Source organism: Peribacillus frigoritolerans, from assembly GCF_001636405.1.
Lineage (GTDB): Bacteria > Bacillota > Bacilli > Bacillales > DSM-1321 > Peribacillus > Peribacillus frigoritolerans.
Map to the genome: position 1 here is coordinate 1151765 of NZ_KV440950.1, position 23705 is coordinate 1175469.

At 37.8% G+C, this 23705-nt stretch carries 25 protein-coding genes and 2 pseudogenes; 23 read left to right on the top strand and 4 right to left on the bottom strand.

Annotated elements, in window-relative coordinates; translation table 11 throughout:
* The first annotated feature begins 471 nt into the window (after window positions 1-471).
* The 8 genes and pseudogenes from A6755_RS05685 (at window position 472) to A6755_RS05715 (ending at window position 6381) form a co-directional block, all read left to right on the top strand.
* Window positions 472-813: a DMT family transporter gene (locus tag A6755_RS05685; protein WP_063590032.1), complete on the top strand. Its 342-nt coding sequence runs from the start codon at window positions 472-474 to the stop codon at window positions 811-813.
* A complete protein-coding gene (locus A6755_RS05690; RefSeq protein ID WP_063590033.1) occupies window positions 814-1128 on the top strand; it encodes a DMT family transporter in 315 nt (104 codons plus the stop codon).
* Window positions 1129-1331: 203 nt separating this feature from the next.
* A pseudogene (locus A6755_RS25875) lies at window positions 1332-1565 on the top strand (tyrosine-type recombinase/integrase); the annotation flags it as partial.
* Between the two features lie 339 nt (window positions 1566-1904).
* Window positions 1905-3074 carry a serine hydrolase domain-containing protein gene (locus A6755_RS05695; RefSeq protein WP_063590034.1) on the top strand — a complete coding sequence of 390 codons (1170 nt, stop codon included), beginning with the start codon at window positions 1905-1907 and terminating at the stop codon, window positions 3072-3074.
* 203 nt (window positions 3075-3277) lie between these two features.
* Window positions 3278-3625: a DUF6176 family protein gene (locus tag A6755_RS05700; protein WP_034304489.1), complete on the top strand. Its 348-nt coding sequence runs from the start codon at window positions 3278-3280 to the stop codon at window positions 3623-3625.
* Window positions 3626-3804: 179 nt separating this feature from the next.
* Window positions 3805-4107, top strand: coding sequence for an ArsR/SmtB family transcription factor (locus A6755_RS05705; RefSeq protein WP_063590035.1), 303 nt, complete (start codon window positions 3805-3807; stop codon window positions 4105-4107).
* Between the two features lie 185 nt (window positions 4108-4292).
* Window positions 4293-5306, top strand: a complete 1014-nt coding sequence (locus tag A6755_RS05710; RefSeq protein WP_063590036.1) for a zinc-dependent alcohol dehydrogenase family protein — start codon at window positions 4293-4295, stop codon at window positions 5304-5306.
* 493 nt (window positions 5307-5799) lie between these two features.
* The gene (locus A6755_RS05715; protein WP_063590037.1) at window positions 5800-6381 is read left to right on the top strand and encodes a GNAT family N-acetyltransferase; all 582 of its coding nucleotides are present in this window, start codon (window positions 5800-5802) and stop codon (window positions 6379-6381) included.
* A gap of 159 nt (window positions 6382-6540) precedes the next feature.
* Here the strand turns inward: A6755_RS05715 and A6755_RS05720 are convergent, their stop codons facing one another.
* Window positions 6541-7791, bottom strand: a complete 1251-nt coding sequence (locus A6755_RS05720) for an MFS transporter (protein ID WP_063590038.1) — start codon at window positions 7789-7791, stop codon at window positions 6541-6543.
* Window positions 7792-7985: 194 nt separating this feature from the next.
* On the opposite strand from A6755_RS05720, the gene A6755_RS05725 reads away from it, so the two are divergent.
* The 10 genes and pseudogenes from A6755_RS05725 to A6755_RS26925 all read left to right on the top strand — a co-directional run bounded on the left by A6755_RS05725 (window position 7986) and on the right by A6755_RS26925 (window position 17516).
* Window positions 7986-8840 (top strand): LysR family transcriptional regulator, encoded by an 855-nt coding sequence (locus A6755_RS05725; protein WP_063590039.1) that lies wholly within the window; start codon window positions 7986-7988, stop codon window positions 8838-8840.
* A gap of 912 nt (window positions 8841-9752) precedes the next feature.
* Window positions 9753-9938 (top strand): annotated as a pseudogene (locus tag A6755_RS05730) (winged helix-turn-helix transcriptional regulator); the annotation flags it as partial.
* 527 nt (window positions 9939-10465) lie between these two features.
* Window positions 10466-10891, top strand: a complete 426-nt coding sequence (locus A6755_RS05735; protein ID WP_034304466.1) for a MarR family winged helix-turn-helix transcriptional regulator — start codon at window positions 10466-10468, stop codon at window positions 10889-10891.
* Window positions 10892-11197: 306 nt separating this feature from the next.
* Window positions 11198-12529: an NtaA/DmoA family FMN-dependent monooxygenase gene (locus A6755_RS05740; protein ID WP_134402090.1), complete on the top strand. Its 1332-nt coding sequence runs from the start codon at window positions 11198-11200 to the stop codon at window positions 12527-12529.
* Window positions 12530-12555: 26 nt separating this feature from the next.
* Window positions 12556-13296 (top strand): oxygen-insensitive NADPH nitroreductase, encoded by a 741-nt coding sequence (nfsA, locus tag A6755_RS05745; RefSeq protein ID WP_063590041.1) that lies wholly within the window; start codon window positions 12556-12558, stop codon window positions 13294-13296.
* A 15-nt stretch (window positions 13297-13311) separates the two neighbouring features.
* Window positions 13312-14772, top strand: a complete 1461-nt coding sequence (locus A6755_RS05750; RefSeq protein ID WP_376708065.1) for a DHA2 family efflux MFS transporter permease subunit — start codon at window positions 13312-13314, stop codon at window positions 14770-14772.
* 343 nt (window positions 14773-15115) lie between these two features.
* Window positions 15116-15625, top strand: a complete 510-nt coding sequence (locus A6755_RS05755; RefSeq protein ID WP_084737469.1) for a putative periplasmic lipoprotein — start codon at window positions 15116-15118, stop codon at window positions 15623-15625.
* 183 nt (window positions 15626-15808) lie between these two features.
* Complete coding sequence (locus A6755_RS05760; RefSeq protein ID WP_034304456.1) at window positions 15809-16018, top strand: hypothetical protein; 210 nt, start codon at window positions 15809-15811, stop codon at window positions 16016-16018.
* 451 nt (window positions 16019-16469) lie between these two features.
* Window positions 16470-17267 carry a fumarylacetoacetate hydrolase family protein gene (locus A6755_RS05765; protein ID WP_034304454.1) on the top strand — a complete coding sequence of 266 codons (798 nt, stop codon included), beginning with the start codon at window positions 16470-16472 and terminating at the stop codon, window positions 17265-17267.
* Between the two features lie 105 nt (window positions 17268-17372).
* The gene (locus A6755_RS26925) at window positions 17373-17516 is read left to right on the top strand and encodes a hypothetical protein (RefSeq protein WP_174878698.1); all 144 of its coding nucleotides are present in this window, start codon (window positions 17373-17375) and stop codon (window positions 17514-17516) included.
* 74 nt (window positions 17517-17590) lie between these two features.
* On the opposite strand, the gene A6755_RS27885 is transcribed toward A6755_RS26925, so the two are convergent.
* From A6755_RS27885 to A6755_RS05775, 3 genes are all read right to left on the bottom strand, one after another.
* Window positions 17591-17725 (bottom strand): hypothetical protein, encoded by a 135-nt coding sequence (locus A6755_RS27885; protein ID WP_283249168.1) that lies wholly within the window; start codon window positions 17723-17725, stop codon window positions 17591-17593.
* A 279-nt stretch (window positions 17726-18004) separates the two neighbouring features.
* Window positions 18005-18712, bottom strand: coding sequence for a DUF421 domain-containing protein (locus tag A6755_RS05770; protein WP_063590043.1), 708 nt, complete (start codon window positions 18710-18712; stop codon window positions 18005-18007).
* A gap of 240 nt (window positions 18713-18952) precedes the next feature.
* Window positions 18953-19948, bottom strand: a complete 996-nt coding sequence (locus A6755_RS05775; RefSeq protein ID WP_063590044.1) for a zinc-dependent alcohol dehydrogenase family protein — start codon at window positions 19946-19948, stop codon at window positions 18953-18955.
* Between the two features lie 346 nt (window positions 19949-20294).
* Here A6755_RS05775 and A6755_RS05780 point away from each other — a divergent pair, with 346 nt between their 5' ends.
* The 5 genes from A6755_RS05780 (at window position 20295) to A6755_RS05800 (ending at window position 23242) form a co-directional block, all read left to right on the top strand.
* Window positions 20295-20774, top strand: coding sequence for a GNAT family N-acetyltransferase (locus tag A6755_RS05780; protein WP_063590045.1), 480 nt, complete (start codon window positions 20295-20297; stop codon window positions 20772-20774).
* Window positions 20775-21084: 310 nt separating this feature from the next.
* Window positions 21085-21525 carry a GNAT family N-acetyltransferase gene (locus A6755_RS05785; protein ID WP_244889728.1) on the top strand — a complete coding sequence of 147 codons (441 nt, stop codon included), beginning with the start codon at window positions 21085-21087 and terminating at the stop codon, window positions 21523-21525.
* Window positions 21526-21545: 20 nt separating this feature from the next.
* Window positions 21546-22076, top strand: a complete 531-nt coding sequence (locus A6755_RS05790; protein ID WP_063590047.1) for a PepSY-associated TM helix domain-containing protein — start codon at window positions 21546-21548, stop codon at window positions 22074-22076.
* 14 nt (window positions 22077-22090) lie between these two features.
* The gene (gene fosM / locus A6755_RS05795; RefSeq protein WP_063590048.1) at window positions 22091-22513 is read left to right on the top strand and encodes a FosM family fosfomycin resistance protein; all 423 of its coding nucleotides are present in this window, start codon (window positions 22091-22093) and stop codon (window positions 22511-22513) included.
* Between the two features lie 36 nt (window positions 22514-22549).
* Window positions 22550-23242, top strand: coding sequence for an aspartate/glutamate racemase family protein (locus tag A6755_RS05800; RefSeq protein ID WP_063590049.1), 693 nt, complete (start codon window positions 22550-22552; stop codon window positions 23240-23242).
* Window positions 23243-23705: the final 463 nt, after the last annotated feature.

Consider the following 23705-nt stretch of genomic DNA (forward strand, 5'->3'; position numbering starts at 1 on the left):
TTTATAAGGGATGTCCAATTTCAACAAATGAAAATGCACAATACCCTTTCTTTATTTGTTGTATTTTACCACATAAATCCATAAATGAATTCTTACCTTATTAATATTTTATTGAATACTCCATACAAAACTAGTTAACAATATTGTAATTTCAGGAAGAAGCTAAAAAAACAAACCCATGTGTATTGTATCAGCGGTTTGTTTCTTAGGGCACTAACGGGGCAGGTTAGTTGCATAACAATTGTTGAATTTATTAAGAAAAATAAAATTGACTAGAGAAAAAGTTAATGTTAAATTTACCTTACGAACGTTCGTTAGCTTGGTGAAATGACGTCAGAGCGATTTTAGGAAATGGGATTGGAGGGAATTTAATGAATCGAAAGTGGGCATATATTATTATTGCCGGTATTATTGCTTGGTATTTGCATTTGCGTGGACTTTCTAATGATTAGTGATCTTGGAGGGAATTTTATGAATCGAAATTGGGCTAATGTTATTTATGCCGGTATTATTGAGATATTGTGGGCAATGGGATTGAAGTATTCAAATAATTTGATTTCTTGGGCGGGCACATTTTTTCTTATCTATATATCCTTTGTTGTTTTGATGAAAGCTACAAAAAAACTACCCGTTGCTACTGTCTATGCTGTCTTTACAGGAATAGGAACTGCGGGAACAGTCTTGGTGGAAATGGTGGTTTTTGGAGAACCTTTCAGTTGGACAAAAATATTGTTTATTCTCCTCCTTCTGTCTGGTGTAGTAGGATTAAAACTTGTCACAACTGAATCAAGCAAGAAAGAAGGTGCAGTATAAATGGCTTGGTTATATCTTGTCTTGGCTGGAGCTTTTGAAGTGGTTGGGGTTACGGGTATGAATAAAGTTGTTAAAGATAAAAACTTACAGTCGTATATAGTATTATTTATGGGATTTATAATTAGTTTTGGTTTTCTAAGTTTAGCTATGAAAACTCTCCCTATGGGAATCTCCTATGCGGTATGGACAGGGATTGGAACTGTGGGAGGAGTAATTATTGGAATGTTGTTTTATGGAGAATCAAAAGATTGGAAACGAATTTTATTTATAGGGGCAATTTTAGTAGCAGTAGTGGGTTTGAAATTGACATCATAAATATCATACGTTGTTGAACTAACGGGTGCGTTAGCTGAAGATCGGAGCTGTCTTAAGACAGCTTTTTCTTCTTTAACTAACAGGTGTTACTGTTTAATGAAAACTCTAGTATAATAGTTATTCTTTTGACTCTACTGACTATTAATACGGTATAGATTGAGAGGAACAGGTGTGTTCTAAACTGATGTATCGTGTCACCCCATCGAATGAGTATTTCTCAAGCGTGGACCATTATAAAACTGGTAGCAAAGAGAACGGACATTAAAAAGAGCATTCATCCCCACCAGCTTAGACATAGTTATGCCACAAATTTATTGAATAATGGAGCGCCTATAGAAGTGAATCAAAATTTTAATGGGTCATGAAAGGAAACCACAAAAATTTATGCATATCCAAGTGGTGCAATGCGGAGAGACTTGTATAGAAAGTATTTTTAAGGGACCAAGGGTCCTTTTTATTTTGTTCTTAATAAACTATCGGGGCAGGATAGTTCATCAAGCATATTGTATTCGAACTATGCAATAAATACTGAACCATGAGAATAGAAAAATGATATTTAAATCTATTTATTGGATTTTATGGTAAAATTAGTTATAACTTTAATCATATGTAAAAGAAATGGAACAATTCCTTATAAAAAAGCACATTGAAAACCAATATGAGAATGATGAGTATCAAGACGAGGATAGACAGTTTATGCAAAGTATAGCTGTGTGATTAATATGGATCAACAAGCAAACACCCATACAATATTAATAGAAAGAGAGGAATGCCTTATGAAAATACGTAGTCAAATTACGTTTGCAAGTCTGGCCCTATTAATAACGGGAAGTTCCCTGCTATACACATCACCACCCTCAATTGCAAAAGTAGAGCCTACTCAAAATGTATCTAGTCCGTTACAAACAAGCACTCAACGAGGTCATAATTCCGTCAAGCAAGCAATGCGGGATACATTGCAACTTGGATTCCCAGGGATACTTGCTAAAACTTCCGAGGATGGAAAAACGTGGGGTCATGCCGCTGGGGTAGCGAATCTGAGCACCAAGAAACCAATGAAAACAGATTTTCGTTTTCGCATTGGCAGCGTGACGAAGACGTTCACCGCAACGGTTGTACTTCAATTAGCTGGAGAGAACCGCTTGAGTCTAGACGACTCCATCGAAAAATGGTTGCCTGGTGTCATTCAAGGAAACGGATATAATGATAAACAGATTACCATCCGGCAGATATTGAACCATACAAGTGGTATCGCTGAATACTCAAGGTCAAAAGACGCTGATTTTATGGATACAAAAAAATCGTATACGGCTGAAGAACTAGTGAAGATGGGGATTTCACTGCCCCCAGACTTTGACCCAGGAAAGGGCTGGTCCTATTCAAACACAGGATACGTATTACTGGGTATTCTTATTGAAAAAGTAACCGGAAACAGCTACGCGGAAGAGATTGAAAATCGGATTATTGAACCGCTTGAATTGTCGGAGACATTCCTGCCTGGAAATTCAAGCGTTATTCCAGGCACCAAGCACGCTCGGGGATATTCCCAACCAGACGAAGCAAGTGAGATAAAAGACGTTACCTATTATAACCCAAGTGCAGGTAGCTCGGCTGGAGATATGATTTCTACTGCTGACGACTTAAATAAATTCTTCTCTTCCTTGCTTGGTGGCAAATTACTGAAGGAACAGCAACTAAAACAAATGCTTACTACAGTTCCTACAGGAAGAGCAGGAATTGATGGATATGGCCTTGGAATATTTGAAACTAAGCTTCCAAACGGTGTCTCGATATGGGGACACACAGGTGGCATTCTAGGGTTTTCTACTATTGCTGGAGGTACACTTGGAGGCAAGCATACGTTGGTGGTCAGTTTGAACAGTTTGGGTAGGGATAACAGTCCTAATCCTTTTAAAAATATTTTACTTGCTGAATTTAGCAAGTAGGCAAAAATAAAAATACACCTCATCAACCATAGTGGTAAGCTTTGTTATTGACCTAACGGTTGCGTTAACTGAAGATCAGAGCTGTCTTTGAAGATCGGAGCTATCTTTAAGACACTTTTTCTTATGTAACTAGAGTGGCTGTTTAATTGAAGAAGAATTAAGGATTGCAAAGAATACTGGATTAAAAATTAAGGTGGAATATTATGAATGTAGAATTAACAAGGTTTAGAGTAAATGAAGGTAAATCAGAAATAGTAGATGAATGGTTGAAATTTTTAAACGACAATATGAAGGATGTACTTATTACTTTAGAAGGTGAAAGGATGTATGTTGAAACCATATTTAGAGAGAAACTTGATGGGAATGAGTATTTATATTGGTACTCAGTACAAGGAGAAGGTGGTCAAAATGTAGAAGAATCAAAACATTGGATTGATAAAAAGCATTTAGAATATTGGGAGGAATGTATAGACTCAAGTTTTAGACCTGTTGACCTAAATACGGAGGTTGTTATGATACCTGAGAAAGTTAGGGAAATAATGAAACCGTAAATTATAATGAAAGTACAGTAATGGTTATTATTGCAATGCAAGGAGCTGATTAGCAGCTCCTTTTCTTAATGAACTAAAGGGGCAGGTTAGTTGAAGAAGAAATAAGTTTACAAAAAAGCTTTTAGTTATAAAATTCAATTGAATTGACAAATCGAACTTTATCGATTTATAATGTGTGTATGGACAAGGTAAATATCTTTAAATCACTTTCAAATGAGGCTCGATTACAGATTTTAGAATGGCTTAAAGACCCTACTGCTCATTTTGGACCACAAGATGGAATTGATTTGATAGAAGTTGGTGTGTGTGTTAGTCAAATAACAGAAAAGTTAAACATGACACAATCTACTGCTTCCCAATACCTATCAACGTTACAAAGAGCTGGTTTAATAAAGGCAACAAGAATTGGTAAATGGACTTACTATAAAAGGGATGAGGAAGCCATAAAAAATCTTGGTTTATACATTCAAACATACCTGTAAGAACAACTAAATTCGATAAGAATTTAGTTGTTTTTACCATCTAATATATCGACAATTCTTAATATGTTTATATATTTTTTATCAAAACATATCGACAATTCTTAATATGTGCATTTGAAAGGTGTGAATTAGGATAATTTCCTTGTTAACAAATAAAATTATATGTGAAGAGAGGATTTGAGCTCATGAAAGCATGGCAAAGACAAGGCGTTGGATTAGAAAATTTAAAATTGGTGGATTTACCTACACCAGAACCTGGACCGAAACAACTTCTTGTTCGTGTAAAGGCTGTTTCACTTAACTTTCGTGATAAAGCAATTGTTGATGGGGTTTATTTGCCGCATCTAATGACACAACCATTCGTACCTGTATCGGATGCATCTGGGGAAGTAGTAAAAGTAGGTTCAGAGGTAACAAAGTTTAAAAAAGGCGACCGTGTAACTTCTCATATGTTTACTAAATGGAAGGATGGAACTCCAAATAAAGATGATGGTGCTCATGCTTTAGGAGGGCCAAAAAATGGCGGGTTAGCAGAATACATGCTGCTTAATGAGGACGCAACTGTAATGACACCAGCTACCTTGACTGATGAGGAAGCTTCAACACTTCCTATCGCTGCATTTACTGTTTGGTTTTCGTTGGTTGAATATGGAAAAATAAAAGCAGGAGATACGGTGCTTGTACAAGGAACTGGAGGAGTTTCAGTATACGCTGTTCAAATTGCTTCAGCACTAGGAGCAAAAGTTATTGCAACAAGCAGCAGCAACGAAAAATTAGAAAGAGTAAAAGCACTGGGTGCAAAAGAGGTTATAAACTATGCAGAGTCTCCAGATTGGGAAAAAGAAGTATTAAAAATTACTGAAGGTAAAGGTGTAAACCATATTCTAGAAGTAGTTGGTGGTCAAAGTATTAACCGTTCAATTGAAGCTCTTGCTCTTCAAGGTCATATTTATATTATTGGTTTCTTGGAAAGTATGATGGCAGAAGTGAATGTATTCTCATTATTAGTAAAACAAGCTCATATCCAGGGGATTAACGTAGGACATCGTAGAGCTTTTGAGGATATGATTAGAGCTTTTGATGAGCTTGATATTAGACCTGTCATTGATACGGTGTACTCATTTGATGAAGCCCTTGATGCGTATAAACACCTGTATAAAGGGGCATTTGGTAAAATTGTAATAAAAGTTTCTGAGTAAAGGGAAATTTTTAACAAATAAAACACAAAAGTCCTTGGGTATTTTCCAAGGCTTTTATTGTTTATAAAAAAAGCCGGAATATTAGAATGTGAAGGAATGTACTTAAATTAACTGGTGCTTTAGTTGATTGATCACAAAAATAATCAAGAAGATTAAAAATATATGTTGTTCGAAAAAGGGGAGGGTATAGATATTGCCTTCCCCTTTGTGTTTACAGATAAATTTTTATGACTGTATTGTTTATAATGTACTCGATTTTGTATCTCAAAACAGTTTAGTGATTGAATTGGTGCGGTTTTGAGTGGATTAATAACTCTATGTACTCAAATTCATGTCCCCAAATACTTATCTTTGTGTCTTCGTACATTAGTGGAAGAAGAGTTGCTTAACCTCTATCTCTTATCTGATCCTTATAAAAAATAAACAACTGGCACTTGAATACAGGACAGTTCGTTTATATAGTTCTACAAAAGAAGAAAAGGAGAGAAGAATTATGGAGATAACACCAGTAGTATTAATAGGAGATAGAGTAAAGATACAACCTATGGAGGAATATCACGTACAGGAATTATTTGATGCGGGAAACAATCCAGATATATGGGCATACATGCCAATGAAGGTTCAATCGATTGAAGATATGAAGTACCTTGTGAATGGAGCACTTCTAGCGAGAGAGCAAGGAAGCGAATTTCCTTTTGTTATCTTCGATAAGGATTCAGGGAAAATTGTGGGAAGCACTCGTTTTCTTAATATATCCATACCAAACCGTAACTTGGAAATTGGTTGGACATGGCTGTCTCCAACTGTTTGGCGAACTAGAATAAATACGGAATGTAAGTATCTTCTTTTGAAACACTGCTTTGAGACACTATGTACTATTCGTGTCCAATTGAAAACAGATAGTCGAAATGTGCGGTCTCAGCAGGCAATGGAACGGCTGGGTGCTGTAAAAGAAGGCGTGCTTCGGAATCATGTGGTTATGCCTGACGGTTATCTAAGAGACTCTGTTTTTTACAGTATAATCGACCAAGAATGGGTGCTAGTGAAGGACAAAATGGAGAGTATGCTACGATAATCCGGTATTTTCGAAGTGTTGCTTAATAAACTAACGGGTGCGTTAGTTGATTAAGGAACACAAAAGTGATCAATCTCTTTTATAAAACAATAATCCAATTAAATAGTATAAGGGCATGTTTTGATTAATCTTTTTTCAAGACATGCCCTTTTTATTTATTCATTTATCAAGGTTGTTTGTATTAATTTGATCAAACTTTGTGGTGATCCCATGATCCATTCTTTTTTTTATTTTTACTCTGTATAAATTAATCGCTCCCAAAGCTACAGATATTCCTGCCAAATATAGGGCATGTTGATAACTGTTCAATAGATTAACGACTAAACCGAATAAAGAGGGTGCTATGACAATGAATAATTGATTTAATGTCAATGCTGAACTCACCGTTAAACCTATAAAACGTGAATCCGATTGCTCTGTGATACAAGCAATAAAAATGGAATACCAACCAATGGCTACAAAACCCAAAAGAAAACAAAATAATAGCATCAAGATTTCCATTTCAACAGTCAGGATGAGTGGCAGCATCACTGTAAGAATTACGGTAACAGCCATAACAATAAGCAATAATCTTTCCCTTTTACCTTCAAAGAATTGATCACTCGCCCATGCGATGACTACCCGTCCAACCATACCACCTATTAAAACGACGCTTAAATATTTTCCTGCCTCTGTTAATGCATAGCCCCCTTCGTTATGCAAATAACTCATAAAATGCCCAATGATAATCATCTGTAATGACATCATCACAACACCCACTATATACATCGGATATAACTCTTTATTATTCTTGATGACACTCATTTTCTCCTTGAACCCGACCGAGGTTGATCCCGTTTTACCCGTTCTTTCTGGTTCGTTATATAATATTAGGAAGAGCAGCCCTCCCATTATTGCTACGATCCCTTGTACTATATGTACTGATGACAAATTGAAATGATAATATGTATAGGATAAAACTACAGAGGCTAGAGATCCTCCAAGCGGTATTCCCGTCTGTCTTATCCCTAGAGCCAGACCTCTATGTTCGTTTGGAAACCATTTTACGATGGCCGTGCTTCCACCGGTTTGAGCACTTCCGTACCAGATACCGACCAACAATAATAAAAGCAGCAATACAATATAATCATTAACAAAAACTAGCGTTAAAGCTGAGAGGCCCAATAAAATGGTCCCCCACCCGATAATGTGTTTTTCCCCTTTTTTATCCATCAAGTAACCGAATGCCAGCATTGAAAACATCGGACCAATATTGACCGCTGAAACAATGAAGCCTGTTTGAAGAGGTGTTAAATTCCATTCAATTTGATAAAATGCAGCGATGGGTCCCATGCCATATGTCACAAAGGTTGCTGCAGTTTGGGATAACGTGGCCACCAATACGATTAACCATTTATAATATTTATGCATTAAGAAATTCTCCCCCTATGCTTGAAGTACCGTTCAATAATAATTCGGTGGGATAAATTCTTATTTTTAGCTTCTAGCATTATTTAGTCTCCCTTACTTATTAACTAACTAGAGTTTACTCTGAATGCCCAGAAGCGTAAAATGGAGGAAAATGATAGGGTTCATAAATTTTTTTTATAGGGTGTGCCAACTATATGAACATCAAAGAAATAGCATTGAAAATTGAAATATTAAACCGTCAAAATTTAAGTAAGTCTGCAGAAATCACGAACTATACTCAATCCGCCCTTACGGCTAAAGTGAAAAAAATAGAGTCGGAAATTGGAAAACTTGTTTTTAAACGCACGCCCCAAGGATTGAAAATCACTAGCGTAGGAATACAGTATAAAAACTATCTTCAACTTATTTCACAAGAGTACGAAGAATTTTTACAAAACATTGGTGCCATTCAAACTAACTCTAAAGTGGATTTTGGCACATCACATACAACCTTGAAAATCTATGGTGCCCATATCGCGAATACTTTGAATATGAAGAACGACATTCAAATGGATGTGGATTTCTCCGTAGATTCCAGTAATGCCATAAACCAAAAAGTGCACAATTCTGAATTGGATTGTGCACTCATTAGTGAACCTATTAAGAAATATCCCGACTTAACTTATGACATCGTTGCATCCGAAACATTCGAGATCATTTCAAGTAAGGACCATATCATCAATTTTGATTGGAAAACACCTATTACATTGCTCGTATTGAGTAAAGGTTGTATGTATACAAGAGCTGTGACCGAATGGCTTATGAATAATCAAATACCATATAAATTAAAGGAAATAAAATCAATCAGCAGTATCCAAGATTTTTTGCAAATCAGTAATACCATTGCAGTATTGAATACTAAGCTTATAGATTTATATAACTATACAAACATTCACTTTTACAAATTAAGCTTTAATAATGTCATTAATACCGTTTTCGTTTATAAGATGAACGACGGCGAACAGAACAATATTGTACAATTTAAAAATGTTCTGAAGACGATTGGTTAATTACAAAAAAGAGGTTTTATCTTTAGAGTTGCTTTTTGGCAGCTCTTTTTCTTATTGAACCATCGGGGCAGGTTAGTTCCATAAGGAAATGGATTATTTTACACTTATGAATCTTTATTGTTATTATTTTCTTAAAGGTTCAAATTATTTTAATTTGATATCGTAATTCACCATTAAGGAATGTGATTTCCTGTGAGAGCAATAAATAAAATTACACGTAGTTACAAAGCTATTAATTTTTTTAATTTTTGTCTCTTTTAATACATATATTTGTTTTTATGCAAAAGACAAAACAGAAGGTATAGTTACTGCGTGTATAGGTATCTTTCTAGTGATTTTGGTTGCAACTATGGGATTTCTTCAAGATAGAAGCAACCATATGTATAAAAGATAAAGAGGATGAAAAAGATGAAAAAGGAAAGGCAAAAAAGAAGGTTTTTCAAAGGGATTAATGATTGAAATTCGTGAGTCAATCTTTTATATGAATTTATTTTTAACCTCTTAACTCTTATTCCAAAAATGATAGTTCGTTTAGTAAAAAGTTTATTTTAACTAATTGTGTCGGAAGCAATTCTTAATGAACTAACGGGTGCGTTAGCTGAAGATCAGAGCTGTCTTTAAGGCAGCTTTTTCTTATGCAACTATCGGGGCAGGTTAGTTGAAGATTGAATACGTAGCAAAAAGGGATTATTACTGTTAAGGCGAATAGTTAATAATTGGATTTTCTTTGAAATGGAGAGATATTAAGAGTTAAGAAAAGACCTAAATAGAAAGGTTGTTTTATTTGAACAATTTTGACTGCATTTCAGAAACGGAAAACGAAAAGATTAGTAATAAGACCATTAAAAGAAGATGATTTTAAAAATAGGCTTCCATCTCAACACAAGTATGATCAAGGGAAGATTGATATAAGTGTCACAAGGTTCTCTTACAAAGCAACTTCGAGAACTGGAAAGAGATGGCTTAATAAATCGCAAAGTTTATCCAGAGGTTCCTCCTCGAGTAGGTTATTCATTAACCTCAAAAGGGAAAGAATTCATTCCTATAATTGATTTGATGGAAGAGTTCGGGAAGAAGTTTGGGGAGAAGGTAGACTAACCAAAGCGCTCACATTCGTTTAACATTTACCCCAAAATTCCATAACTAAATGGTGAATAAGTAATAGTTGTGGGAGGAGAGATCGTTCTAACGGCAGTTTTTTTTACGGTAAAAGTTTGTGAAGAAATGTATTAAAGTAACGGAGGAAGAAGTAAAAATCCTAAGCTGTCATTGTGGCAGCTTTTTTACACTAACCAAGCTATAAGTACAAAAAAATGTACTACGGCAATTTTTATTGCCCTCTTTTAAAAAAAGAGAATTGGTTTTATGCTATTGTCTGTAACAAAATTACTCAATGCAACAAGTTGATAGGCAAACGTTGTAATAAACAGAATCTGACATTTCAGTATGAAACGCTGATGTGAATCCAGGCTTCCATCTTATGAGTTAATCCATACTTTTGCCCTCGGTTCTAGATAAATTCAATCCGATAAAATGTGAGGAGGTCCCTTAAGATAAATTGACACTAAATTTTCACCATGTTATAGTTAGCACGCTAAATACATGTTAGTAGTGGAGGCATACCTATGAACGATAAGGTTGGATGCGATATTCGTGAGTCGTTAGATAAAGTTTCATCCCAAATGCGTCGAGATTATAGCGAAAGTCTAAGAGAACTTAATCTTCATGTAGGCCAGGATAAACTACTCGCTCGGTTGTGGATAGGTGATGGAATAACACAAATGCAACTATGTGAACATTTAAAATGCGAACCGCCTACGGTAACAAACATGGTTAAAACGCTGGAGCTAAATGGGTTCATATACCGTAAACGTGATGAACAAGATGCAAGAGTTATGCGAATTTATCTAACAGACAAAGGCAAAGAATTAGAGAAACCGGTTGATTTCAAATGGAAACAGCAGCAAGAAAAATTACTCCATTCAATCTTACCGGAAGAACGCTTAATCTTAAGGGAACTTATGAAGCGGATGGAGAGAAACTTGTTCTAAGTTTTCTCTATGTAAATGTTTAGTAGGCTAAATGATTATTTAGCAGCCTAAATATTAAACTTCTATATCGTTTATTTACTATTTAACAAAGTTTATACTCAATTCCGGGGATATGAGTATCATGCTCGACAATTTAGTAAGGAAATCAAAAGAAAAACTGTCGTTGATGGGAAATCACCAGCAAATTATTTAGTAAGCTAAGTATCATTTTGTTTTTCACCGATGTGCTGAAATATGGTTGGAATTAAAATGCTTCAGGCTCTTTTGGTTATTTGAAGCTTATTTAAAATTAAGGAGAAGAGAGATATGAAAAGAAAAGAGATGCAACTAGCACTACAAATGGTTTCGGGATACGGAGCCGAATTCAGCGCTTGGAGAATGCCTGGCACCGACCCAGCAGCTTACACAAATATGGATAGTTATGTGGAGCGGGCTAAATTAGCTGAAAAAGGAAAATTTCAAATGATTTTCATTGCGGATACTCCTGCATTATCCAACGACTTAGGTCCCCAGACTCCAATGTTCCCTATGGACCCTATGTTAGCACTAATGGCTGTAGCCAGAGAAACGAAACATATTGGGCTTGTTGCTACCTTCTCAACGACATTCAATTATCCATATAACATAGCACGTCAGTTCAAAGCACTGGATGTTATAAGTCGTGGGCGTGTAGGGTGGAATGCGGTCACTACATCTGATCCATTAGCTGCAGCAAATTTTGGTGCTCAGATTGCCAGTCGCAAAGAACGCTATGAAATGGCTCATGAATCCATTCAAATTGTCCAAACATTATGGGGAAGTTGGGAAGAAGACGCTTGGACGTTAGATGTAGAAGGCGGAAAATTTGCCGACATGGATAAAATTCAGCCTATAAATCTTCAAGGGCAGTATTATGCGTCTCGTGGTCCTTTGCCAATCCCTCCTTCTGAGCAAGGTCAGCCAGTTATTTTCCAGGCAGGTGGAGGGGAATTAGGTTTGGAATTGGCCGGGAGATACGCTTCTGGTGTTTATGCAAATCCTTATGATATTGAATCTGCTCGTGAACATAGGCAAGCGGTTCGACAAAGTGCTGCCCGTTTTGGCAGAAATCCTGATGACATTAAGATGTATGCAGGTTTTATGTTTTCCCTAGCCTCAACAGAAGAAGAAGCTTTGGAACGAAGAAGACAGCTTATGAGTTTTAATCCTGAGGAGATTCCAGGCAGGGTAAGATACCTTGGTTCCATGGTTGGCTTACCACTATCGGTGCACTCGGTAGATATTGATCAACCTTTATCAGCTGACATGTTGAAACAGGCATATGCCAACCCTATGGATCCACGATCCCACATAGCTTTAAAGAAGCTGAAACAAGGGCTATCCATTCGAGATGTTCTTGCCCATGGGGTCATTAACTATCATCCAGTAGTGGCAGGCACCCCCGTACAAGTTGCTGACTTCTTGGAAGAATGGTTTTTGGCCGGTGCATGTGACGGTTTCTCGGTTGTTCCGGATATAGCCTATGATGGAGTGGCTGATTTTGTGGACCTGGTTGTCCCAATTTTGCAGGACCGCGGTTTGTTCCACAATGAGTATGAAGGAAAAACACTGCGTGAGAATATGGGGGTTCCTTATCAATACGGAAGACTGAAATATTAATATAATTAATAGAGGAGAGGATTCAAATGAATAATACCCTTGAATTGCTTCATAATCATACGTCCATTCGTTCTTTTACCAATCAACCACTGACAGAGGAACAACGGGATGTAATATTTAAGGCAGCTAATCAAACTTCGTCCTTCAGCCTTTTACAGGTCGTTTCTATCATTAGAATTACTGATCCAGATCTTCGCAAAAAGGTGACACAATTATCTGCCAATCAACCTTATATTGGAGAAGCTGCTGAGTTTTGGATTTTTTGTGCTGATTTTAACCGAAACCACCAGATTGCTCCTAAGGTAGATCTTGACTATATGGAATACCTTTTAATTGGATCATTTGATGCTGGGCTAATGGCTCAAAATGCTTTAACGGCAGCTGAATCATTGGGACTAGGTGGTGTATATATCGGTGGAGTAAGGCTTAATATTACAGAATTAACAGAGGTACTGAATTTACCAAAGTATGTGGTTCCTTTAGTTGGTCTATGCATAGGCCATCCTGCTGGAGAAAAACCTGGACTAAAACCACGCTTGCCTCAATCGATGATCATGTTTGATAATCAGTACCAGCCACTCGATGAAGGAAAATTAGCAACTTATGACCAACAGATGCGTGAATATTACCAAAATCGTCCTGTTAAAGCGCCTTTCACAGTGAAGAAAGTAAAGGGATGGAAAGATCATATTGAGGATCATCTTGAAAGAAGCAAACTACCCTTCATGCTTGAGTATTTAAACAAACAAGGGTTTGCTAAAAAATAAACCGTTATTAATTAAATTGATTTACAAGGAGACATAGAAATGAAGAAGCAATACAATACGCGTGCCATCTTGGTATCGCTGCTTATCTGCGGTTTTGTGGGCATGTTTAGCGAGACCGCTCTAAATATAGCAATGACTAATTTAATGGAAGTGTTCCAAATTTCAGCCGCATCCGCACAATGGTTAACAACCGGTTTCTTGCTGACTCTTGGCATTTTAATGCCGATGAGCGGGCTGCTGCTGCAGAGGTTTACAACGAGACAGCTGTTCACAGGTTCGCTCGTAAGCTTAATTCTAGGTACACTAATTGCGGCGCTCGCGTTCAATTTTGAGATGTTGATGTTCGCTCGAGTTTTACAGGCGGCAGGCATGGGATTATTGCTGCCGCTCATGTTCAATACTATTCTTGTCATATACCCGCCGGAAAAGCGGGGGGCGGCGATGGGCTTCGTTGGACTTGTTATCATGTTTGCGCCAGCAACTGGCCCGACCATAGGCGGTCTATTAATAGAGTATTTAACATGGCATTATATCTTCTGGATTTCGCTGCCGTTCCTGCTTATTGGGTTATTGATAGGGCTGAAGTATTTGGAAAATGTCACCGATGTCACAAAGCCCCGGATAGATCTGCTGTCTGTCGCATTGTCAACGATCGGCTTTGGAGGAATTGTCTTCGGCTTCAGTAAGGCAGGCGAAGGATCTGAAGGCTGGAGCAGTGCAGTCGTGGTTACTTCAATCGTCGTTGGGCTCATCGCGCTAGTGCTGTTCATACTGCGGCAGAACGTTATGCGCGATCCAATGATGAATCTGAGCGTTTTCAAATACCCAATGTACGTCGTTGGGCTGCTTCTGGTACTGTCGTGTATGTTAATCATTATGTCGAGCATGATTATCCTGCCGATGTTTCTGCAGACGGGTACAGGACTGTCGGTGTTCACTACTGGACTCATGCTTTTGCCGGGCAGCGCGCTGAACGGTATCCTCTCCCCGCGTATGGGGAGCTTGTTCGATAAATATGGGCCGAAATGGCTCGTTATTCCCGGACTCGTAATCGTTGCAGTCATGTTATGGTTCTTTACTACCCTATCTCCTGCTTCTTCAGTGGCCTTTATCGTGGCTTTGCATATCGGGCTCATGGTTGGGGTAGGCATGATATGGATGCCTGCTCAAACGAATGGGCTAAATCAATTGCCGCCGGAGTTATACCCGCACGGCACGGCAGTCATGAATACACTGCAGCAGGTCGTGGGTGCAATTGGAACAGCGGTCGCAATCAGTATCCTTACGGGTGGTATGGAGAAATACTTGCACGGCTCCTCCGCTCCGGCCAAACAGGCCGAAATTGCAAACGCGATGACGGCTGGATCACAAAGCGTGTTCTTGTTCACGATGATCATAGCACTGATTGGCATGGTCGTAGCGTTCTTCATCCGCCGCGTCGTAGTCAGCCGCGAAGCGGTGCATCCGACACATTGATGTTTTGTCAGCGAATCTGTCTGTATCTATTAAGAATGTTTACACTAAATGGATGGGGAAATTGGGTGTCGGTTGAGCTGGTATCAACCGGATATGCCCATTGTGAATAATTATCTTAAACAAACGGGGGCATTGATCCAAGAAGGATCAATGCTCTTTTTTGTTTAGCTATAGGGGCATTCCTGTAATAAAAGAAATAGCAAAAGGCAAGTTTGTGAAGGAATATACTTAAACTAACGGGGGAGGTTAGTGGAATGAAAAATTTTCAAACGAAACCAAAACAAAAACCTTTAAATGGTAAAATTGAAAATAAATTCAATTTTATCGTTAAGGAGGATTTAATTTGAAGAAAATTTTTACTGTATTATTTTTAATGATGGTTTTAACAGCTTGTGGTTCTAACAGCACTAACAAGGATTTTAATTCGGATACCACTAATTTGGAAACCACTAAAAAAGATACTAATTCGGAGGAAATGACTGAGCATAATTATCAATTTACAGGAGAAAGCGAACATTGGGAAGCTGTATATTTTTATGAAGGAACTGAATTATGGGGAGAGAAAAACGAACAAACCACTCATTCCAGCAAAGATAGCTATGAACTTGTATTAAAATATAAGGGGACTTTGAAAGAGTTATCTTCCATGAAAAACCTGGAATATACTTATGAAACAACCACTTCAAGCGGAACTAAAACTGAGGCATACAAAGAATCACCTAGTGAAAAAGTATTTACAATTAGAGGTGGATCAGAAAATGGCGCAATAATAGGTGAAGGCGAAGTTATAAAAGTAAATGTAAAATGGGCTGGTTCTGAAGAGTCATTTCAATTGCATAATAAGGCTAAGTGATTTTGTTGAACTAACGGGTGCATTTCCAGGAGCTGTTCAGCAGCTCCTTTTGGTTATGCAACAAACGAGTTGTTTGATTGAGTGCCGGCTCATGTTATAATGAATAACTTACGAAAATTACTATTTTTGAACGGATGCCTAGAAAAGCCTCCGCATAGCGATAAAATATGGAGGTGTAAGAGAATGAATAAACAATGGACGATTGGTCAAATTAAAGAATTTGTTGAGAAGAATTCGGAAAGTAAGTTGCTGACGACGGAATATCACGGTTTTTCTCAAAAGTTACTATTTAAATGTACATGTGGAAGCAACTTTGAAAAGACATTTAAGAAATTTAAAAATAATAACCAACGTAAATGTGATGTGTGCCAACCGCCTAAAGCGACACGATAACGTTTACAAAGAAACGAAGTGCTGAATTTCTATTAAAGAGAAGTTGGCACTTTTTCTTATGGCACTAACAAGGCAGGCTGGCCGAAAAGGGACGAATTACCAGTACAAAAGTTTTGATATTTTGAGATAATCAATAAGCAAGAAGTCTTTAATAGAGTGGGTTTGTTTAGAAAAGTTTGGGTGGTAAACATTTCATCGGGAATGTACTACTGGGGCTGCCAATCGGAATATGTATTGCAGCCTTTATAAGGCAATGCACAGATAAAATTATAAAAAATGATAGGTTCCATAAAATACATAGTTTCTTATTGAACTAAAGGTCGGTTTAGTAGAAGATGGAGTCGCGACGAGAGCTCTTTTTTCCCGTAAAAGAACAGGCATGTTATAGTATAGGAGAACCGGATTTTATATGATCTGTGGTAATCTTAATCATCAAAGGAGTTTATTCATAATGCATGTGCTACAAAAAACACAAAAAATAGTTCGCTATCAGAATCAACAGGGCAATATACATTACGGTATTGTTGAGGATGACATGATATTACAACTGTCTAGCAGTTTTGCTGAACTTGTCAACAAGGAAATAAAGTATGACGGGGTCGAGCTGAAATATAGTGACGTGAAAATCTTGGAACCTGTAAAACCTTCGAAAGTGGTTAATTTCGGCTGGACATATGCAGGTCATGCGAAGGAAACGGGTGGAGAGGCAAACCTTGTTGAACCATTCCTATTTTTAAAGCCATTATCTTCGCTTATTGCAGACAAGGAGAATATTATCCTTCCTCCAAACGAGCTATCCAATCAAGTGGAACTTGAAGGGGAAGTGGCCCTTGTCATTGGAAAGCGCGGAAAAAACATTAAAGAAGAAGATGCGCTTGATTATGTATTCGGCTGCACGATATTTAATGACGTGACAGCAAGAGATCTTACAAAAAAAGATCCACAATTTACGCGGGGCAAAGGATTTGATACATTCGGACCTTTGGGACCATGCATCGTTACCGGGGTAGATCCTACAAACTTAAGGATTGTGACCACTTTAAACGGCCGCGTCGTCCAAGACGGAAATACCAATGAAATGTCTCTGAGCATTCCATTTTTAATCAGCTGGCTTTCACAGGTAATGACACTGGAGCCCGGTGATATTTTGGCCACAGGTTCACCATCTGGCAGCTGCATGATCAAGTCGGGTGATGAAGTCGTTGTTGAAGTCGAGAATATCGGTCGGTTATGTAATGGTGTCCAGTAGGATTTGCTGGAATTCTTAATACATTAAAAAAAATCAGAGCTGCCTTTAAGGCAGCTTTTTTCTTGTGCATCGGGGCAGGTTAGTTTAATAAAGAATGGATAAAGTATGTATGTAGTTTGGGGTGTGATTGAAACGAATAACAGGCTATTAGAAATATATATGTTGGATGGGATGATACTGACGACTGGTATTTTGGAAATTCGAAAAGTCCATTATTTCGATGAAGAGCCAAGTAATCCTTCATGTTAGCGGAATGCTTGACCCTTCAGTTTCGTTTACCTGCAAGATTTTTTTGGAAAAGCAAAGAAGTCAAGAGATTGTACTTATTTAGCATTACGCGGGGGCTTATTAGTTGGATAAATTGCTTTTTCCAAGTCTTCTGCTGCAATCACTGGGTCTATTGTATTACTTTTAGCCTTTCCCTTCTGACTATTGCCTTTATCACGCTTTTGGCTCATGCCTAGAACCTCCCTCCATGTAACTCCATTTGTTAAGATGGACTATTAGATGGCGACTTATTCACCAAACGGGTGAAGGGATTCGTTTTGATTTGAAAACATCCATATAGCAATTTTGACAGAAAGCCCTTTTCCTGTTGAAGTCTACTATGGCAATCTGTCTTAAAGTTGCCAATTCCGATTACTATGGCCTATTGGTGCTTTAAGGCAATTAAAAATAAAAACAGACGGTACAGCGGGAATCTTAGAGATTTTTACTGTACCGTCTATAAAGTATCTTCAAGTTTTTTGTTGTATATTAGAATTTTTTTGGGGATACGGCTGTATATAGAATCCATCCGTTTCTGACCATTCTCCATATAGGATATCCTCAATTTTTTTATAATTCCTCTTCTGAAGCCCTTCCAGAAGCCATTCTTTTGATTTTTTCACGGATTGGAGTTCTTCCTCTTTTATTTGGCCTTCTTCAATTACTAAGATAGAAGGGGCTTCATCCCTAGGATTGAGGTCAAGCATATCTGGTGTGACGCTTCCTGCCTTAGAATGAAGCTTTACACTGATGTCCCCGCCAGGCTCAAGATATAAATCTCGCACTTCCCGGAGAGTGAACACCCCCTGTTTCCGCAGCATGGTTCGGACCTGTTCAATTTCCAGGTGATTTTTTTTCATTTGTTTTATATCCAATTCACCATTACGAATAATCAAAGAAGGATGTCCTTTGAACAATTTTTTCATGCGATCACTTTTTTGGGCGCAAATCTCAATGGTATAAACGGAAATCCCCCAAAGGCAAATGGCAAATAGAATCTGCCAGATCGACACTTTTTCATCATAAATGCCTTCTTCCAGAATGCCGCCTAATACTAAAGCGTAAATAAAATCAAAAGGGGTCACTTGAGACATTTCTTTTTTTCCAAGAAGTCTTGTCACTGCCAGGAGTCCAGCCAGCCCAATCACCAGCTTCGTTGCTATTTCCAGATAAATCATTTTACCACCTCATCTTTTTTTCTCTTTCTCCCTTTTAACAATCATTTAAACCAAATTGCACCTGGTATTTATATCACACGGCAGAGTACCGTTTTCTGCAATTCTATTAAATAAGAATACCCAACATCAGAGGCGGTATTTTCCTATTAAATAAAAGAAGACGGTACAGCGAGAATCTATAGAGATTTTCACCGTACCGCCTATTTTAAATGAACATAAAGTTGTTAAAGTGCCTATTCATTACCAATCATTTTTCAAAACAATTTTTCCCATCGCCTTGCCTGACTCCATGTATTCATGGGCTTTTGAGACTTCATCAAACGTAAACATGTTTGAATCCACAAGCGGGCGCAACTTACCTTCCTCAACCACTTTGGCAACCTTCTTCAAAATCTCTCCATATTGCTTATGCATGTCCTTATTTAATATCTTCAACAACATAAAGGTAACATGGAGGGAAAGTCCCTTCGAATGCACTGGGGAGAGGTCATGAGTCGAACGGGCTGCAATGGCTGCCACCGTTCCATGTACCGCAGCCGCCTCAAAAGAGCGATCAAGGTTTTCTCCGCCTACCGTGTCAAACACAACGTCAAATCCTTTTCCGTCTGTATATTTTTGTACATAGTCATGAACGCTCTCTTCTCGATAATTGATCGTTACATCTGCCCCAAGGCGCGTGCCAATCTCCAGCTTCTCTTGCGAAGAGGCAGTTGTATAGACTGTCGCGCCTTTCCATTTGGCCAGCTGAATGGCAATGTGGCCTACGCCGCCGGTTGCTGCATGGATCAGTATATCTTGACCAGGGACTAGATGTGCCCGATTGAATAATGCTTCCCAAGCGGTAATGGCAACCAGTGGTAAAGCAGCGGCTTCTTCCATCGTCAAATTCTTCGGCTTGTGAGCAAGTAAATCAGCATCTGCAAGCATGAACTCTGCAAGTGCACCGCCAGTCCCTTTAAAACCACCTGCGCATCCAAACACTTCATCGCCAACTTTAAACTCAGTCACTCCTTCTCCCACTGCAGATACCAAACCTGAGACATCACCATGTAAAACGGCTGGAAACTTGGGGGCAACGGCTGGAACTGCACCAGCACGGACTTTCGTATCAATAGGATTTACACTTGAAGCCTTGACTTGAATAAGGACATGTCCAGGTTTTAATTCGGGTTTTGAAACCTCTTCAAGCTGAAATACGGATGGATCGCCAAAAGATTGAATGATTTGTGCTTTCACTTTAGTCACTCCTATTTATTTTTATGGGGAATTTCTCATTGCCTATGCCTGTTAAGGATTGCAGGGAATAAGGTAAAATGTAAGAATATTTAGTCTTTGGTTGTAAAATCAATGATACTTTATCTACTATAAAATTAAAAGTTACGCACATTTTTTAAAGGTAATTTAAGAGAAGTTTCTTAAATCATTAAAATATAATATGATTAAGGGCTATCAAGGTATTGGCGAAGTTTCAGTAATATGTGGAATTGTAATTTTATCGTATGAAAAGTTAATGAACTAACGGGGTATGTTAATTATTGAATGAATTCGTGAAAAAGGCCTTAATGATCAAAGGGGGAGAAGGATGGAAATTCGTTCAGTGAAAGGGTCAGATTACTATGCCATATCGCCGCTAATCAATGAATGGTGGGGAGGAAGGCAAATGTCTGATATGCTACCGAAATTATTCTTTGATCATTTTACAAATACAAGTTTCATAGCCGAAAAGGAAGGGAACATAGTCGGTTTCCTAATAGGGATTCTATCTCAATCTCAGCCTGATGAGGCATATATTCACTTTGTCGGAGTGCATCCTGAATACAGAAAAAATGATATCGGCAGACAGTTATATAATCAATTTTTCCATGTCGTTTATCAAAATGGCCGCAATGTTGTCCGTTGTGTAACGTCTCCGGACAACAAATCTTCAATCGCCTATCATACCAAGATGGGATTTGAAATGGAAGAGGGAGATACATTCATTGATGGTGTTTCAGTCCACTCTGACTATGACGGACATAATCAAGATAGAGTTTTATTCGTGAAACAGTTATCAATGAACTAAGGTCGACCAGTAAAAATCCGGTCGCCCTTTTTTTATAGAATCCACTAAGGCAGGACTGGACTGTAAGCTAAAGCGGGTTTTATTCATTGCTAATGCTGCCTGGAATAGCATATTTCTCTTTAGAACCTCATAATTATCTAATCTGCTCATTGTATGCCCTTCATGATTGACTGGTTTTTGTGATTTTCTTCTTCCTAGGCAGCTCTTTATGGTCCTATAGGGACAGGATAGTTCAACAAGGATAAGATATAATTTGGATTAATATACATAATTTTAAGAAAAATAGAAAGGAAGCATGAATGTGACAGAAATGATACCACTGACATCGGAGAATTTGGAGCTATGCATCGAACTCTACATGGACGTTTTTAATCGTGAACCATGGAATGAAAGATGGACCTATGAAACGGCTAAAGAGAGACTTTCCGACGTATTGCATACACCTAAATTTCTTGGGTTTTTATTTCATATTGATCATAAACCAGTTGGTTTCATTGCTGGAAATAGTAAAGTGTCTGATCAAGGTTTAACGTATTATTTGGCAGAACTTTGTGTGAATAATCAAATGCAAGGCAAAGGGCATGGCTCAAAAATGCTTCGAGCTTTAGAAGCTGAATTGCAGAAGAGAGAGATTAAAAGTCTGTATCTATTAACGGCCAATGACGGGCTTGCAGAAGCATTTTATCTGAAGAATGATTATGTTGTAAACGAAGATAGGGTGGTCATGAAGAAAAATTTTTTTGAAAAATAGTCAAGGGATGTGATGGAGCATTGTCGAAATCTGTAAAGTTGTATCAATTAAGCCGAAAAGTACATAAATGGACTGGATTGATTTTATCCATCTTTTTCATGTTCATTGCAGTAACGGGCCTCGTGCTTGTTTATATGATACCCCTCGGAGTGGCTGATGAGTTAAGGACGGGGAAAGAGGCAAGTCCAGATCAAGCGATACCCATGGAGAAGGTCGTATCCATTGCCGTGTCTCAGGATCTACCAGGTGCGGATTCGGTTGAAGATATTTTTAGAATCGAATATAGGCCAAGTGCAAATGTGTACCAGGTTCGCTTTAATAACGGTCAAGGTGTTCAAATGGATGTGAGTACGGGAAAAGTGTTATCCACAAATCCAGATTACTCGACGTTCCTGATTACTTTGCATGATGGAACCTTCTTTGGTGATTGGTATAGATACAGTATCCTAACAATGACGGGTTTATCCTTAATCCTGCTCTCGTTTTCCGGGTATTACATGTTCGGGTATCCTCTCTATAAGCGTTTAATGGTGAATAAAAGGAAATCTTAATATGAGGTGGTAATGTGTCTATAAAAGGGTTGAATCACTTTTTATTTTCAGTTTCTGATTTAGACAGTTCCATAGAATTTTATCAAAAGGTTTTTGATGCGAAATTATTAGTTAAGGGCCGAACCACAGCCTATTTTGATTTGAATGGAATGTGGATTGCCTTGAATGAAGAAAAAGATATTCCCCGTAATGAAATAAGCCAATCATACACACATATCGCCTTTTCCATAGAAGAAGCCGACTTCATGAACATGTACGAGAAACTGATCGGATTGAATGTAAACATCCTGTCAGGACGTCCAAGAGATGAAAAAGATAAGAAGTCCATTTATTTCACTGATCCAGATGGTCATAAGTTTGAGTTTCATACAGGGACTTTACAAAATAGAATAGATTACTACAAACTAGAAAAAGCCCATATGGAGTTTTTCGACTGATAAGTAAGCCATCTTCAAATGAAAAGGGGAATGTTCATGAAAACTATTGGCCTTATTGGCGGAATGAGCTGGGAGTCATCGTTGGAATATTATCGAATCATCAATGAAGAGGTAAAAGCCAAATTAGGAGGATTGCATTCAGCCAAGTGCATTTTATATAGCGTGGACTTTGAGGAAATCGAACGCTGCCAAGCTGAAGGGGATTGGGAAAGCTCCGGCAAATTATTAGGCGATGCAGCTCTGTCTTTGGAAAAGGCAGGTGCCGAAATGATTCTAATTTGTACAAATACGATGCATAAAGTGATTGGATATATAGAAGAAAAAGTCAGCTTACCGATTTTGCACATTGCTGATTCAACGGCAAAACAAATTCAAAAGTCCAAAATCAGTACGGTCGGTTTACTTGGCACTAAATATACGATGGAGCAAGACTTTTATAAAACACGAATTGAGACTAATGGTATCAAGGTCCTGATACCAAGCGAAGAGGATAGAAAAGTCATCAATAAAGTGATTTATGAAGAATTATGTTTAGGGGAAATTCAACAATCATCAAGGGATTATTACAAAAAGGTCATCAAGGGGTTAGTTGATGATGGAGCGGAAGGAATAATACTAGGCTGCACGGAAATTGGATTACTAGTAAAACCCGAGGATTCCAAAGTGCCATTATTCGATACTGCTGTCATACATGCCATCGAATCCGTCAATATGGCATTGGAAAAATGAAGTGATCACATTGTTTTAAAAAGGAAGGTTGCTGCGGCGGCCTTTTTTTTTGTGGAGCTGAGGTTAGGTTAATTCAGGTAAAATAACCAAATTAATGTAATTGTGTGTTAAAGTCTTACTAGAAGATATGGTATTCGAATTTAAAGGGAGATAAAGATGCGAAATGTAACATATATATTTATTACTAGTTTAATTTGGATCTTATCAGGAACTTTTTTGTTCATCCATAGTAAGGGTCTGATGAATGTTAGTCCTTGGGGGATGCACACTTTTGAAAATATAATGATACAAATAGCAGTTATTCTATTACCGTTTATTGGGCTATTTTTGTCAATTCTTATTAAGAAGAGAGTCATAAAGTACGTAATGATTTTAGGGTGTTTAATGAATATTTATTTTCTCTCCATTCCAAGTATCTTTGCTTGGATACATTACTTTCAGGTCATTTAATACAGTAGAATTC